The organism is Fulvivirga ulvae, assembly GCF_021389975.1.
Lineage (GTDB): Bacteria > Bacteroidota > Bacteroidia > Cytophagales > Cyclobacteriaceae > Fulvivirga > Fulvivirga ulvae.
This window is the reverse complement of sequence record NZ_CP089981.1, coordinates 2,970,890-2,985,726: the sequence shown is the minus strand read 5'-3', so window position 1 is coordinate 2,985,726 and position 14,837 is coordinate 2,970,890. Positions and strand designations below refer to the sequence as shown.

Genomic DNA, 14,837 nt, shown 5'->3' with positions numbered 1-14,837 from the left:
CTTCCATACAGCTAACCATAGCGCTGGTTCCCGGCTTGATAGGGGGCCTTGCAAGAAACTACGGAAAACACGGGATGTCCGGCAGACAATAATAAAACGTTCTTCACTGCTGATCAAATCCTGATTAATCCATGGAAATACTGGCATGCAGGCTATCCAATACTTCTTCAACGGATTTGTTTTCATTCAGATCAAGTTTCTTCTTCAGACGATGTCTCGATTTTTTCACACTTTCCGGTGTGATCCCCAAAATCGAGGCTGTTTCCTTTATAGTCAGCTTCATTTTAATTAAAGCAGCCTGACGTATCTCAGCCGTAGTGAGGTTAGGATAATGATACCTTAGCGAGGCTATGAAGTTGGGGTAGACATCTTCAAAGGCTTTTTTGAAATTCTCCCAGTCGTCATCCGTTACGATATTGAACTGAAGCACCCTGTTAAACTTTTTGATCTTCACATCATGGGTAGCATTTTGCCTAAAGATCTGCAGCTCCCTGTTAATCTTATCCACCAGTTCCGACTTTTCCTTGAGGTTGTGAATGCTATAGTTCAACAATTGTCTTTTATTCTCAAGACTTTTTTTAATCAATAAATAGCGCCTGTTAAAAATCAGTGAAACTATTATCATTAAAGCTACCAGCACTCCAATTAAAACATTTCTTCTTAATACGTTTCCTTTATAAACCTCATTCACAAGTTCAATCTCGTGCTGAAATTTCAGTTGTTCTATGGCTCGTATATTCTCCAGATTTTCCAGACTGTCATTTAGGATGAGGTACTTTGATTGGTAATCATAAGCCCTCTCATAATCACCTAAATTTTGAAGTGACAACTGTAAGCGCAGATAACTTTCTAATATTTCATACTTTGAGCCTGACAACCTGGCCAGGTGCAGGGCCTTTTCAGCCGAGGAGAAAGCCTCCTGAGGTTGATCCATATGCAGATAGGTTGCACTCAATAAACACAATACCTCTGACTGCAATCTGGTGCTTTCAATTTTTATGGCGTACTCAATCGCTGGCTGTAGATACTCCAATGCTTTTTCGAGGTCTTTATGGCGGTAATAGAATTTTCCCAAAGACCTGTATACGGTTGCTAAACGTCGCTCCAGATTATGCTCTTCAGCCAGATTCAATACCTGATTATAGTACTTGAAAGCCTGAGCGTCATCCTTCTTATCAAAATAAATATCTCCTATGTTTCCGAGAATCAATGCCTGCATGTTGGGATTCTTCTTTAAATCCCAGTAAGCGAGTGATTTGTTATAGTAAATTAAAGCCTCAGTATACTGTCCAAGGGATTTGTAGATATAACCCAAAAAATTGTGGCAGTCGGCCATCAAGCTCTCATCCTGCTTTTTTACTGAAGCATTCAGGGCTTTAAACAGATACCGCAGGGCTCTTGAATTTTCTCCATTATTCTCATAATAATATACATAAGCAAAACAGGCATTGATTATACCGGTGTGATAATCCAGACGCTCAGATAGTTCCAGTGCTTCCCCGGCATATTTTAATACCTCATTTGTAGAATTAAAGGTCTGCAGCCTCGCCATCTGAGTGAGTGCATAAGCTCTGCTGGTATCTTCTTCGGGTAATTCTTCCAAAACTTTTTTAATGCTATCTATCTGATGCAGGTAATGCTGTGCATCAGCCGCATGATTATGAAGATAAAAAGCCAGTATGAGTAAAATGGGTTTGGGCCTGACAACTCTATTTAACAAATACCTTGCTTCTATAAGGCAGGATGGTGCAGAACAACTGCTTTTTTGATGGAGCGTAATCAATAGGTTCATTTAATTTTTAAAAGAAATAAGTTGCGTTATCAACCCAACTTGCCAAATGCTTACTCAAAGGTAAGTAGGTAATCATTAGTAATACATGGAAATAAAAACCAGCATTATAATTGTCCACCTTTTTGTCCACCAAAAGCTCTACCTTTTTGTCTACCCCTATTTTTTGCACCTCTTGAGAGGAACGTCTAACATCGAGAAACGGTTGAGCCTGATCCCCTACCAGTGGTTTACTGCAAGTAAGTTGCACGGTACGAGTCACCAGCTTAAGCGATATAATATCCAAAGAAGAAAAACATGTTTAATCAATACCTTGTCGCGAAGGATTATCTCAACATTGACTACGATGAACGGAGTCATGCAATTTTTGTAACGTGGCTGGCGCCTGCCGGACAAGAGTTTTTTAAAAAAGGTATGATGGAGGTAACGCTTGCCTTAAAGCACTTCAACACAACCAAAGTAATTTGGGATACATGCCAATTGGGTATTTTGTCACGGGAAATACAAGATTGGCTGGCTAATATCTGGATATACGAGGCTATAAAATCCGGCTACATGTATGCGGCCTTTTATATACCCAATGACTTTTCTGAGCGGTTACCTTCAGGTGAATCTATGGCTACTGATATAAATAACTGCGCCAGGGCCCGAAGAGCCGACTTTTTTGACAACATAGAGCAGGCCAGAAGCTGGCTCCAACAATTCTAGAGAAACCATAACCGATTAAAATGAAATCACCTGAAAGACTGGGACTGCTGACCTTTCTAATTCCTGTTATCGGAGTTTTAATAGCCTTACTGCTTTTTTACATTATTGGTAGTTGAATAAAAAGCTTCCAGAAGGTGTGCCTCAAACCCGGGATACCTGCAAACTACAATACTATACACCGGTCTGTTTTTTATTTCGATACTACTACCGCGTCAGGCTTCTTCTTTAAGATCAGCGAACTGATGAAGGCAATGACAAGGCCCACAGGCAGCACCTCGGTATAAGAGATAAGCACAACAAAAAGCGGGCTTTTGTACATCTCCTTAAACTGATTCATCTCTGCAGATTTTGCCTCAAGATCCGCAGAAGTTGCTCCGTCTGCGACAGCCTGATGTAATACGTGCGTGATATACTTGTCTATAAAATCAGGAACAAATATATAGTAGTAAAACAACCAGACCACTACATATATGGTCGACCCGACCAGAGCAATTAAAGCGCTCATTTTAAACGCCTTACCAAATGATATCACTCCGTTAAGCTGTTTGTCCCGGTAATTTTTGACGCCAAAAAAAGTAAGAGAGAAAACAATGATCATGGCAGCGTACCCCATAAGCTCGTTGCTCATAAATTCGGGGTTATTGTATGCCAGGTTAACCATATAAACCATATTGCCGGCGAGAATAGCACCAAGCACCAAACCAAAAATTAATACATTCCTTTTCATATGTTTATAATTCAATTTTAACAGGCTTACGGATAGTCACACATAAGCCGAATACTTACGAAACAAATTTAATATCAACAAGCGCCTGTACCGTTCATACTTTAGTACCAAAATGCACAAATTCATACCAAAGTATGAGTTTGCCTATGCCGTTAGTTTTAACCTGTTAGCCTTTTCTATTGCCTGGGTTCTGTTCTTCACTTCCATCTTAACAAAAAGGTTAGACACATGAGTCTTAACTGTGCTAAGTGACAAAAACAATCTTTCGGCGATTTCAGCATTGGTATTACCCTGAGCTATCAGCTGCAGTACTTCATATTCACGGGTAGTCAGGTTCAGCTTCTTTAGTTCGGCTTCATCTATTTCGTCATCTTCAGGTCTGTTCCGGTAGATCTCTTTTTCTACCACCACTGTCCTTACTTTGCTTCTGGCTAGTTGAGTAGCCACCCACACGCCTAATATGGTAAAAAAAATTGCTATGAGACCGGTATAAAGATCCAGCGAGTTATCGGCAATCAGGTATTTCCATTGAAGCCATTTAAGTATAAAGACCATGAGGGCCATGGATACACCATATATGATGATGTATTTCGATTTAAGAAATATTTGCTTTATGCGACTCATGGGTCAATTTCAAATTCGGATCTGAGAATAACCAATGTAAGCAAATAATGCTTTTTTTGGTAGTGGATTATATTTTCACCATCAACCCTTTGTATTGAAAGCCGTCTCAGAGCCTCTTCCGGCACCAGAGCCAAGGATCACTTTTGCCCGGCCTCCTCAAGCGTCTGCTAACACTAGCGGAATCAAAGTACAGATCAACCGATAGCAGGCTTTCGTCAATTGAAAACAGCGATTCGTCAATCCCTTTCCATTTTTGCCTGCCGGGAATGGTAAATTTACAGTATCGATTATTGGCGGTCAAAAAACTAACAGGTTTGCAGATCACCATCGGAGTCATTTCATGAATAAAGGTTCCGGAGTTTCATACTCCGGATTTCAAAATGCCAGTTCGCAGGAATTAATATCAGGCATCAACCGAACCCTGCATCAGGGGCAAATAAACCCCTTAACCAACCATTTTTAACCTAACTAAAGTAATAATGAAAAAGAAAAAATTAATCCTGAAAGAGTTAAAAGTAACCAGTTTGGTTACGAGTTTTACGCCGATGGGCAAAGAAGCGGAAACGGTAAAAGGTGGGGCTCAAATTCCCAGAAGCACTGTTTGTACAGTAACCAATGCGCTGGCCTGTCATACTTCACCTATTCATTGTGATTTTGCCACGGCCAACACATGCACTCAAACGCATTTTCCTTTGTGTCTGCCACTAGACCTCGGATAATGAAGCTGCCTGACATGGATACTCGCCCATGTCAGGTTACTTCTATTTTATTCAGGCAAATAATCTCCTATCAGGTTCCAGTCCATAGCATTGCCCCAGCCCTGACCATGATCGCTTACATTTTTGAACTTATGCCCTTCAGCTATTGAAAATTCTCCAAAGGCCAGTAATGACAAAATACGGCCTGGTCTCAAATGCTCGCTGGCCCAGCTTAGCGGTGAATCTCCGTGAGCATCACGCGACTGTTTGTCAGCACCATTTTCAATTAAGAAGCGGATGGTTTGCTCATCGGCGTAGGCTGCCGCTCTATGAAGTGGCGTTTCCCCTTTGGTCCTCACATCTCTCATAAATGCACCTGTTTCCAGACCGGGAATCGTTTTTTTATTAACATTTGCCCCTTTTTCAACCAGTAGTTTCACCACATAGAAATAATAGGGACGCCCGGCTTTTGCCAGTGCATTGTGAAGCGCGGTTTCATGGGTCTTGTCCACATGATAGTTTACATCTGCTCCCTGATTGATCAAAAAATCACACACTTTCCAATGTCCGAAGAAGGCTGCATTACCCAACTCATCATTAATATTTATACTTTCCAGTGTGCCTCCACTTTCCATAACTGCCCTCAGCCCGGTTACATCATTATAATAAACCAGCCATTGCAGGGGTTTTATTCTACCCTCAGTGAGCAGCTCTTTCCAATTCTCTTTCCTGATCAACTCTAAAATAAAGTCTGTCCTGCCTCTGCTGATCAACTCCAGTATTTTTGATGTTTCCATATCCGGTTGCTTTTAGCCTAACATGAAGTGGTGCCCGCAATAAGCCTCACTAAGTAAATATCGGATTTTTATCGCAAGATTTTGCATTACCCCATCAGCCTGCCCTGAAGGGCACCGGACTAGTTATGCATGTGCCTGAGATATAACTTCTCCAGGTCCTGAAAACTAACGTCATCAGACTTGAATTGCTCCACCAGTACGCCCTCTTTCATAATACCGATATGTGTCCCGGTATCTTTTGCCCTGAACAGGTCATGGGTAGCCATCAAAGTAGCCACACCTTTGCCTTTCATTTCAAGCAGCAGTTCTGAAAATTCATTACTGGCTTTAGGATCAAGTCCGGAGGTAGGCTCATCAAGCAGGAGCACACTGGCTTCCCTTGCCCTGGCCAGCGCTATCCCTACCTTTTGGCGCATGCCTTTGGAGTAGCTACTCACACGCCGGTGAATAAATGCCTTTTGTAATCCTGACTGCTCAAGGAGTCCTTCCAGCTGCTCCCGGGAGTAGCGCTTTCCTCCCAAACCGCAGAAAAAGTCCAGGTTCTCCAGCCCGGTTAAATTGGAGTAGAGCATCAGGTTTTCCGGGATATAGGCCAGTACTTGCTTGGTTTCACCGGGGTATTGGGTTACATTCATCGAGTTAATGGCTGCCTCGCCGGTAGTAGGCTCAATGAAGTTGAGGAACAAGTTAATGGTAGTAGACTTGCCGGCTCCATTGGCTCCTAACAAGCAAAATATATCACCTGCCTCCACAGACAGGTTGAGCGCATTAAGGGCAGTAAAATTGCCGTATTTTTTAGTGAGGTTCGTTGCTTTCAGCATATCTAATTTTTTTTGAGTTGTCTTTAAACCAATGATCCGGGACTACGCCACTTTGATCTTTTTAAATTAACTGCTGCCAGTATGAAGAAGGCAGCTATGAATACCAGCAAGGGCAATATGGCACGAGCCCAGTTTATCTCAGGATTTTCAGAGAAATACTCCGGGGTAAATTGCTGCCAGTCTACAGTATTTACCGATGCTCCTTCAAATATTTTAGGGTAGAAGTACATTCTCACCTTTTCATGGAAGGCCTGGGTATGATCCAGAAACTTCATATGGTTTGCCAGACTACTCCCGGCCAGATTATTAAATAATAGCTGGGTATGCATGGTTGGCATGAAGAGGGCCGCCGTATTACTGGCCTTTTCTCTTTGCATGATCTTTTCGCGCATAGCTTCACTCTGTTGGCGCGACTCATCATCCCCCATTTGTTGCATGGCATAATACCAGAGCCAGCTAAAATTATCGTCCGGCAGGGTGTATTTTTCAAATTGTGGGTAATGGGCATAGAATTTATCCATTGTTGGCTTCTTGTCCATATCCCACTTTTCATGGTAGCCGTCCCGCTGTTTTACCATGGTGCTCAAAGCCTCAGGCACCGGGTACATGTTGGCCACAAAGTTATTTACCGAAGCCGGTAAAAGTATGGCCAATACTACCCATAAGGAGAGCAGCGTAAGCGCATTGAAGCTCGAATTGCGCTGCCATGATACCACCCAAAAGCACAGGGCCAGCCAGAAGGCCAGATACATAAAACCGAGTACTGCAAAGGCCATCAAAGTTTCGCTGAAAGAAAGAGAAAGCTCAACAGCAGCAATACCAAACAGCAGCAACAGTGCAGCCAGTATAAGTAATGCCCTTACAGATAGTTTTTTTAATAAATAGCCCCGAACAGACTTTGATTGAATAGCCACCAGCCTCCAGGTTCCTTTCTCTTTTTCTTCAGAGAGCAGGTCATACGTAAAGGCAATGATGAGCAGGGGAAAAAGGTAAATGATCACAAAGCCAAAATCGAGGTTGCCAGATTGCAGGCTTGTCGGGTTGTAAAGGTCAGTATCGTACCGCTGCCCCTCAAGGTTGCGAATGGTTACATTTTGAATGCTGGCATTTACATCTCGTTGCCCTATAGACAATGCCGTCAGGTTATCCGGTGAATTGATCAGGGCAAAACGCAGATAGTAGAGTAGCAATCCCATTTCCTTATCAATCCAGTTTACATTTCGGGCTATATGTTCCTTCTGATGTGTAGTAACTTCGGCAATTGCCTTTTCCTGCTTTGCCAGAAACTGCTCTCCTATAAGAATGCTAACCACTCCCAGTACAAGGATCAGCAGAGTAGTGACCATAACCGTTTTTGAGCGAATGAATTGTTTTAATATCAGTGAATACATGGTTAGATAGACTTTACTTTTTTAGACAAATAAACAAGGCCTCCAATAGAAGCTACAGACCAGCTTACAAGGGATATTACTGACCACCATTCGCTACGGAGCGCTGTACCTATGGAGGTGAACTTATATTTAAAATCTTCGAATTCCTTCCAATGCTCCCGGTCGATAGTATGTGGCTTATCATCCGGCCCCGGCTTTTTGTTGCTGATCAATTCCATTTGCAGCTCGTTCATCTTCTGTGCCAGCCGGTACCGGTACGCCTCTGCCTGCTTTTGAAAATCTATATATGATTCAAAATCAGTTCCCGAAAGGGCCATAGAGAGGTTTTTGATAGCTATATAGGGATTAACGGCTGCTGCAAACCGGGTAATACCATTCTGTTTTTTATAGGTCTGTAGCAGCTCCTTAAGATGATCATTATATATATGTGTACTTAATTTTTCACCTTCCCGCATCACAAACCCGCTGTAGTTAAAAGGCAATTCTTCTACAGAGCTGACCTGATGCGCCTGTAAAACCGAATCTTTCAAGTGCTTAAAATGCGGATCATCAGGGTTATGGCTATCTCCGGCCTGAATAAGCTCTTTTTCAATACCAGATTCAAACTCTATCTTGGAAGGTGAGGTGTAAAAGTAGCTACCCAGTGCCTGTGTGGTTCGGGGCAACACGATAAAAAAGAACAGCCAAACTGCCAGCAGCTTGACCAGAGCATCTTTGGATGATCTGCTAACGGCAGAAACCAAAACGGTTATAATGCTTATGATCAGGTAGAATACCAAATAGCCGGCAAATATACCCGCATACCTTAACCATATATCAGCCGTAAGCCCTCCTTCCGCAGTGGTAAGCAGTAATAACATTACCAGTACCACCGGAAGAAAAAAGAGCATGGCAAGCCCCAGTAAGCTCAGCGATTTGCCGATAAGTATTGCTTTCCAGCCCGCACCCTGGGAGAGGATGATTTTCAAGGTGCCATTTTCCCTTTCTACAGCCACAGCTACAAATCCCAGAAAGAAAATAACCAGTGGCAGGATAATCTGCAATATCATGGCCATGCTTATCTCACCGAAACGCAGCAATCCGGTAGAGAAACTCGCTTCGGAGAAGTTCACTGTATTTTGCTTGTGTGCTTCGAGAAATACGGCATTGCCTGTAAAGCTCTCCAGCCCAAAGTCAAACATGCTGAGGGCATGCTTGAGCCTGAAAGCAAATGAACCATAATGAGCCATTCGGTGCGGGTGTTTATCCGGATTACCTTCCCAACTCTTCCGGGCCTCCTGCTGATAGTGCATCCGGATATCATTGTGTGTTGAGTAACTTTTCCATCCACTGTAAGCAGCATATGCTACCACCAAAACCATAATGCCTATTACCGGAAGGATGGCTCTGGTTCTGAAAGTGTTTAGCCAAAAGTGCTTTGCGATGAGTAAAACTGATCCTCTTTGCATAGTATTTAAAAATTATAAGTCGCAGTAATCATAAAATTTCGCGGTGCGCCTGGAAACAGGCGCAGGTAATTTTGAGCGCCGATCCAATAGGTCTTGTCCAGTACGTTGTTGACATTCAGAGCCAACTGCATATTCGTTTTTGCCGGGTTATAATATATCGCCATATCCATGATGGTATATGCCGGCACAGTAAAGTCGCGGGTAAACCATGGGATCTTGCTTCCGCTGTATTGAAGCCCGGCACCTATTCCCAGGTCCTTTAAAAAAGTGGAGCGGGGGAAATCGTACCGCGCCCAAATGTTGGCACTGTTTACAGGTGTGTTCTCTTTGCGTTTTCCGTTAAGGCTTTCATCCTGATCTGTTACGATACGGGCATCAATATAGCTGTAGGAGGCATTAACCTGCAGGTTAGATAAAATATATCCTGCTAAATCCCATTCAAAGCCACGGCTTCTGTCAGCACCTCTTTGCACCAGCGAATCAGGAAAAGCGGGAAGGTTAGCATTGATCAATATGTTTTTCTGATTGATCTCATAAAATGCCACACTCATAGTAACTCGCCTATTGAAAAATTCACCCTTGGCGCCCATTTCTTTCAGATCACTAATAAGTGGCTTGAAACGAGCCGGTGAATTAGGGTCCCAGAAAAAGGCTCCTGTATTAGGCATAAGCGTAACCGTATTTGACTGCGGCTGATACCCTTCCAGGTAGGTAGCATAAACATTGACCTGAGGTGCAACTTCGTAACTAAGTCCTACTCTTGGAAGCCATGCTTCATTGGTAAACTCACTTTCGTTGGGGGCTTCGTAGTTGGTAATATCTTTAAACCATTCCCTTCTCAGGCTGAATAATGCCAAAAGTTTGCCCAGTTTTAATTGTTCCTGCACATAGATGGCATGCGTAGTGGTAAGCGCAGAGGGTACGGCTATACGTGAGTTAATCACATAATCCTGCACGTTTTTAATGGTGTATTGCGGATTGGCAAGATCAAAATGATCAACATTGGGTTTGGGTAATACCTGGCCGTCTATGGTTATAGTCTCATAAGCATCTGCATTGGCCGGGTCAAAGGACGAGGTAGCCGTACCATCTTTTAGCAGATAACCACGCGCAGAGTTTTGTCCTCCGCCTTTTGTTTTATGCCAGCGACTGACATCATATCCTACCAGTAACTGGTTAGAAACCTTGCCGAAATCAAAATCAAAGTTCAGGTATGAGTTCAGGTTATCAGTGTCCCAAAACTGCTGGCGCTGTATAAACCTCATAGCCGCCAGGCTGGTGACAGGCTGGTTATTGATGTCCACGGCAAAACCATTGGTAGTCCTGTGTTCCTGCAAGTCTTCCGACCAGGTTTGTTTCATATAGGCTGTATTGAAACTGATCTTATCACTGAACTTGTGGGTAAAGTTGGTCATGATCATGAACTCCTTCGAGATGAAGTAATCATTGGAAGCACCTAAATTTAAGCTGATAGGCGTGCTATTCAAGTCGGTTTTACCTGCAACAGCGCCAAAAATAGGCTGTCCACGATCCAGTGTCCCTGTACTGTTGCTATAAATCATTTCAACATTGATTGCTGTTTTGTCATTAGGGATATAGCTAATGGATGGTGCAAACAGCGCGGCATCATTCGTAACCAGGTCACGGTAAGATTTTGCTTTTTGCAAAGCACCATTGATCCTGTAAAGCAAAGTTTTGGATTCATTCAAAGGCCCGGTAAAATCCAACGCAGCACGTATTGTACTGAAGCTGCCTGCGCCCAGACTGATGGACTTGCGCGATTCTGCCAGCGGTTTTTTGGTAACCATGTTAATACTCCCGCCCGGATCAACGGTGGAAAAAGTAACGGAGGCAGGCCCTTTCAATACCTCCGCACGCTCTATATGAGAGGTAATGGGCTGCAGGAAATAATATTGACGGGTACGCATACCATTGATGATCTGCCCCTCTTCGTTTTGACTGATACCCCGGATATTGTATTGATTGTAGTAGCTTGAGGGAGCTACTCCACTCACGATCTTGACGGCATCGGCCAACTGAAAAGCCTGCCGGTCTGCAATCAGCTCTTTGGTAACTGTAGATACTGACTGTGGGAGCTCCTTATTTTTAATAGCGGTTTTTGTGGCCGAAAATGAATAATCGCTATTGTAATCATGCTGTAACCTTCCGAGTATTTCAACGGTTTGAAGTTCCTGCGCAAGCTCATTGAGTAATATAGTTCCCAGATCATAGGCTTGATATTCTGTAAATGCATAGGATCTTTTGAAAGTTTCATAACCCATAAAGCGCACTTCAACCTCATAGGTACCGGTATCGGCCAGTTCGATGGCAAAAGCTCCGGATTGATCAGTCGTTGTTCCTGATGTTTTATTATTACCGCTTAACTTAACTGTCGCCCAGGGCACAGCATTTTGCCGGGCATCCACTACGGTACCTGTAATGCTTATTTGGGAGAATGCCTCGCCGAAAAAAAATGTAAGCAGAAAAAGGCATAGTAATTTTTGTTTCATTTCAATAATCCTGATTATTAGTGTCTATATATGATATATGATGATCATTCGTCGCTGATAGATGCAACAAAGTTGCATATATAGATAATTAATAGTTTACTTGCAATAGAGTTGCGTTTAAAGTGTTTATTAATCAGATAGTTGGTCAGGAAATTTTTCAGCCTTTAGATCTTAAAACCACAAAAGACGATGTCAACACCTACTTTACTAAGTCTCAAAGGATTAGTAAAGCTACCATACCCTCCGCACAAGCCCGACTAAAAAACAGTAACCCGACAAGGAGCTGCCGGTAATTCACTGCTTCATAAAAGGTCGCGTGGTAGGTCTAGTCATCCGATGAGGTCATTTAATTTGATAATACTATCGAACGGGTACAACTATCTTCTCGGACACTCATCGGATGACGGCGTGATGCGCGCCATGTCTCCCGAAGATATAGCATAATCAGGATGGATCTTAAAATCACAACACGATGTTAAAACCTGCTTTACTAAGCCTCAAAGGATTAGTAAAGCTTACCATACCCTCCGCACAAGCCCGACTTAAAAAAAGTAACCCGACAAGGAGCTGCCGGTAATTCACTTGCTTAATAAAAAAGTCGCGTGGTGGGGTTAGTCATTCGATGAGGTTATTTAATTTGATAATACTATCGAACGGGTACTGCTATCTTTGTTCGGACACTCATCAGATGACTTTATATCTTCAGCAGCTATTTGCAAAAATTCCATTAAATAATGTATATCCGCAGCCATTTGATTAAAGTTGGTCGGAAGCAATTCTTTATCCACATTTATTAAAAACTGAAAAAAGATGTATTGAATTGTTGTCTGCAATTTATCCGGGGGAATAAAACTGAAAAGACTCTCCAATTCTCCTATGATCGCCTGATTAATATAATTATCGTTTTTCATTTATAACTGTTTATGCCATCAATATTTTGTTGAATCAAAATTAACAATATTACAGTTATATACAACCGATTGCAAACAATCATATCAAATCAATCAGTTGCTTGTAATTTCCGGCCATGGATAAAAGGGTTAGAAAGTCTAAAATACCTCAGGTAGTCGTTGAGCTTGGAATGAGGATAGATGCAATAATCAAAGAAAAAGGCTTAAAGCAGAGGGATGTTGCCCATGATGCCGGATTGGATGTCGAAAACCTCAGAAAGTACATTAAAGGAAGGCAGGAAATGAAAGTAAGCACAATGCTGAGAATAGCTGAAGCGCTGGAAGTAGAGGTTGCAGATTTGTTTATGGGGTAGGTAGTGCCTGAGGCTTCCGGTTTATGTGTCCCCATTATTAGTAAAAAACACTGTGCGGGTTGGCGAAGTGGCCAGTCATCCGATAAGAGGGGAATGCAAAATAATTTATAACCTGCCCTCACAGCGTTTCAGATTGAGTAAACTCATCGGATGACTGACAGTTTTGTGTTCTTTAAAAACGCTACCCGTTATAAGGAAAACTCTTTATACTAAAAATCAACAGCCATTAGTTAGCAGATTGCCAGTATTTGATCAAGTCCTCCTGTAATTGATGTACATTACATTCGAGTTCGCACGCTGTAAGGAAGACAATCAAATTACCGGTAACTTCATCAGTGGAGCCTTTTAACACCATAGCCGATAACTTTTTTTGAATACGCTTTTTATACTTCTCCGGGTTGGAAAGAGCCAGTGTGACTAACAAATCTCCGCCTATTTTTTCCAGACCTATTTGGGTGATGTCCTTCCAGCTAATGAGGCCAGCTGCTTTACTCATAGAAGTAACCTTTGCCTCAATCCCTTCGGCACTTATGGTAATAAGCGGAGAAGGATCATTGAATTTCAAAAGTATTCTAATCAGATAAACAACAAAAAGAAGAATAAAAAAGGCTGAAAAAATCATCCCTTTAGTATGGTACTCTCCTGAAATAACCCCAGCACTATATATAAAAATCAGGGATAAAGGAATCAATGAGCCTCCGCAAATCAAGATCATCTTACGCATCTTTTTTTTGCTTCTGAATAATTTCACATTTTCAACCATCATACTATTTACCCCAATTCACATTCAGGTTGTTTTCCTCTGCAAACGCCTTTCCCTTCATTATTAATTCTCCATAGAGTTCTTCATATTCAGGTATATATTTTTCCTCAATAGACTTTAAAAGGGCAATTTTTTCTTCTTTAGGAGCGTGGGTATCACACAGCCTGGCATAGGCACTATATTCATTCTGGTAGGCACTGAGGCAAAGCCCATATAGTTGAATTGATATATCTTTTATTTCCTTAGTTTTTTCTGTAGTCGACAGCTCTTTTATATCAGCTATAAGTTTTTCCATCCATTGTATTTTGGCATTTACAACTTCCTGTGCCTCATCACCTTTCAATGTTGCTCCCTGATGTGCCACACTGCTTTTCTCCAGGTACTCTCCAAAGATCTCCGGAGGAAACTGGTTAACCATATTACTGTTTAGCACTGTCTTTTGAAAAAACTTGTCTGGTGAGGGATTATTACTACATGAAACCACCGTCAACATCAAAAAAAGAAAGGACATGGTGGCTAATAAATCGGATTGGTGTTTTTTAATTGATCTCATACTTATATCTAAATTTTCGTGCGAATATAATGCTAAAACTAAATTTACATACGTTTAAAAGAATATTTTTAAGTTCGGGATATTCCAACTATCCAGGGTCAGGAAAACTTAAGACAGGTAAGGCTATAATATTTAACTTTGCTGTGTTTTCACACCTATCCACCATACCATGCACTACATACTGAGGAAACATATAGAAAAAGTAATGCCACTTACTGATGAAGAGTTTTCATTTGTGTTTTCTCATTTTAGTCATAAAAGCTATAAAAAGCGTCAGTACCTTATCCGGGACGGAGAACTTGCAGAGCATGTTTACTTCGTAGTTTCCGGGCTTTTGAAACTGGAATACGTTGACATGTCTGCAAAACAGCATATTGTGTCATTTGCGATGGAAGACTGGTGGGAGACTGATTTTATGGCATTTTTCAATGAAACCAAAGCTACCATGTCACTGCAATGTATTGAGGATACGGAGGTGCTTTGTATGTCACTGGCTGATTATCATAAATTATGTACCGGTTTGCAGAAGATGGAGCGATTCTTTCTTGAAAAATCTACCGCAGGGCACATTGCTTCGCAACAACGCATACTTTCCTTTCTTACTTCCAATGCCAGGGAGCGGTATGAGCAACTGCTCCGGCAATATCCTTCGCTGCTCCAAAGGGTACCCAAGAGCCTGCTGGCTTCCTATCTGGGCGTTTCGCGAGAAACGCTCAGCAGGCTTTTTTCTTAAGTTTTAAAAAG

Annotated in this window: 16 protein-coding genes; 4 read left to right on the top strand and 12 right to left on the bottom strand. The window is 42.0% G+C overall.

Translation table 11 applies throughout. The annotated features are described in order from the left end of the window. Positions 1-124: 124 nt before the first annotated feature. Entirely contained in the window at positions 125-1,792 is a 1,668-nt protein-coding gene (locus LVD17_RS12495; protein WP_233767204.1) for a tetratricopeptide repeat protein, read from the bottom strand. Between the two features lie 7 nt (positions 1,793-1,799). Then, the gene (locus LVD17_RS12490; RefSeq protein WP_233767203.1) at positions 1,800-2,075 is read right to left on the bottom strand and encodes a hypothetical protein; all 276 of its coding nucleotides are present in this window, start codon (positions 2,073-2,075) and stop codon (positions 1,800-1,802) included. An 11-nt stretch (positions 2,076-2,086) separates the two neighbouring features. Between LVD17_RS12490 and LVD17_RS12485 the strand changes: the two genes are divergently transcribed. Continuing rightward, a complete protein-coding gene (locus LVD17_RS12485) occupies positions 2,087-2,497 on the top strand; it encodes a hypothetical protein (protein ID WP_233767201.1) in 411 nt (136 codons plus the stop codon). A gap of 190 nt (positions 2,498-2,687) precedes the next feature. Here LVD17_RS12485 and LVD17_RS12480 read toward each other — a convergent pair whose 3' ends face one another. Both LVD17_RS12480 and LVD17_RS12475 read right to left on the bottom strand, forming a co-directional pair. Beyond that, complete coding sequence (locus LVD17_RS12480; protein ID WP_233767200.1) at positions 2,688-3,224, bottom strand: DUF4199 domain-containing protein; 537 nt, start codon at positions 3,222-3,224, stop codon at positions 2,688-2,690. A gap of 144 nt (positions 3,225-3,368) precedes the next feature. Next, entirely contained in the window at positions 3,369-3,848 is a 480-nt protein-coding gene (locus LVD17_RS12475) for a response regulator transcription factor (RefSeq protein ID WP_233767199.1), read from the bottom strand. A 479-nt stretch (positions 3,849-4,327) separates the two neighbouring features. Here LVD17_RS12475 and LVD17_RS12470 point away from each other — a divergent pair, with 479 nt between their 5' ends. Beyond that, positions 4,328-4,567 (top strand): hypothetical protein, encoded by a 240-nt coding sequence (locus tag LVD17_RS12470; protein ID WP_233767197.1) that lies wholly within the window; start codon positions 4,328-4,330, stop codon positions 4,565-4,567. Between the two features lie 47 nt (positions 4,568-4,614). On the opposite strand, the gene LVD17_RS12465 is transcribed toward LVD17_RS12470, so the two are convergent. The 6 genes from LVD17_RS12465 to LVD17_RS12440 all read right to left on the bottom strand — a co-directional run bounded on the left by LVD17_RS12465 (position 4,615) and on the right by LVD17_RS12440 (position 12,424). After that, positions 4,615-5,343 (bottom strand): ankyrin repeat domain-containing protein, encoded by a 729-nt coding sequence (locus tag LVD17_RS12465; RefSeq protein ID WP_233767195.1) that lies wholly within the window; start codon positions 5,341-5,343, stop codon positions 4,615-4,617. Between the two features lie 119 nt (positions 5,344-5,462). Next, complete coding sequence (locus tag LVD17_RS12460; protein WP_233767194.1) at positions 5,463-6,164, bottom strand: ABC transporter ATP-binding protein; 702 nt, start codon at positions 6,162-6,164, stop codon at positions 5,463-5,465. A 23-nt stretch (positions 6,165-6,187) separates the two neighbouring features. Further along, positions 6,188-7,555, bottom strand: a complete 1,368-nt coding sequence (locus LVD17_RS12455) for a DUF3526 domain-containing protein (protein ID WP_233767193.1) — start codon at positions 7,553-7,555, stop codon at positions 6,188-6,190. A gap of 2 nt (positions 7,556-7,557) precedes the next feature. Beyond that, positions 7,558-9,003, bottom strand: a complete 1,446-nt coding sequence (locus LVD17_RS12450) for an ABC transporter permease (protein ID WP_233767191.1) — start codon at positions 9,001-9,003, stop codon at positions 7,558-7,560. Positions 9,004-9,008: 5 nt separating this feature from the next. Further along, positions 9,009-11,513 (bottom strand): TonB-dependent receptor, encoded by a 2,505-nt coding sequence (locus LVD17_RS12445; protein WP_233767189.1) that lies wholly within the window; start codon positions 11,511-11,513, stop codon positions 9,009-9,011. 632 nt (positions 11,514-12,145) lie between these two features. Then, complete coding sequence (locus LVD17_RS12440; protein WP_233767187.1) at positions 12,146-12,424, bottom strand: hypothetical protein; 279 nt, start codon at positions 12,422-12,424, stop codon at positions 12,146-12,148. Between the two features lie 116 nt (positions 12,425-12,540). Here LVD17_RS12440 and LVD17_RS12435 point away from each other — a divergent pair, with 116 nt between their 5' ends. Continuing rightward, on the top strand, positions 12,541-12,777 hold the full coding sequence (locus LVD17_RS12435) for a helix-turn-helix domain-containing protein (RefSeq protein WP_233767185.1): 237 nt from the start codon (positions 12,541-12,543) through the stop codon (positions 12,775-12,777). Positions 12,778-13,003: 226 nt separating this feature from the next. On the opposite strand, the gene LVD17_RS12430 is transcribed toward LVD17_RS12435, so the two are convergent. Next, entirely contained in the window at positions 13,004-13,492 is a 489-nt protein-coding gene (locus tag LVD17_RS12430; RefSeq protein ID WP_233767183.1) for an STM3941 family protein, read from the bottom strand. Positions 13,493-13,544: 52 nt separating this feature from the next. Continuing rightward, positions 13,545-13,958, bottom strand: coding sequence for a hypothetical protein (locus LVD17_RS12425; protein ID WP_233767181.1), 414 nt, complete (start codon positions 13,956-13,958; stop codon positions 13,545-13,547). A 304-nt stretch (positions 13,959-14,262) separates the two neighbouring features. Here LVD17_RS12425 and LVD17_RS12420 point away from each other — a divergent pair, with 304 nt between their 5' ends. Next, positions 14,263-14,826: a Crp/Fnr family transcriptional regulator gene (locus tag LVD17_RS12420; RefSeq protein ID WP_233767179.1), complete on the top strand. Its 564-nt coding sequence runs from the start codon at positions 14,263-14,265 to the stop codon at positions 14,824-14,826. Positions 14,827-14,837: the final 11 nt, after the last annotated feature.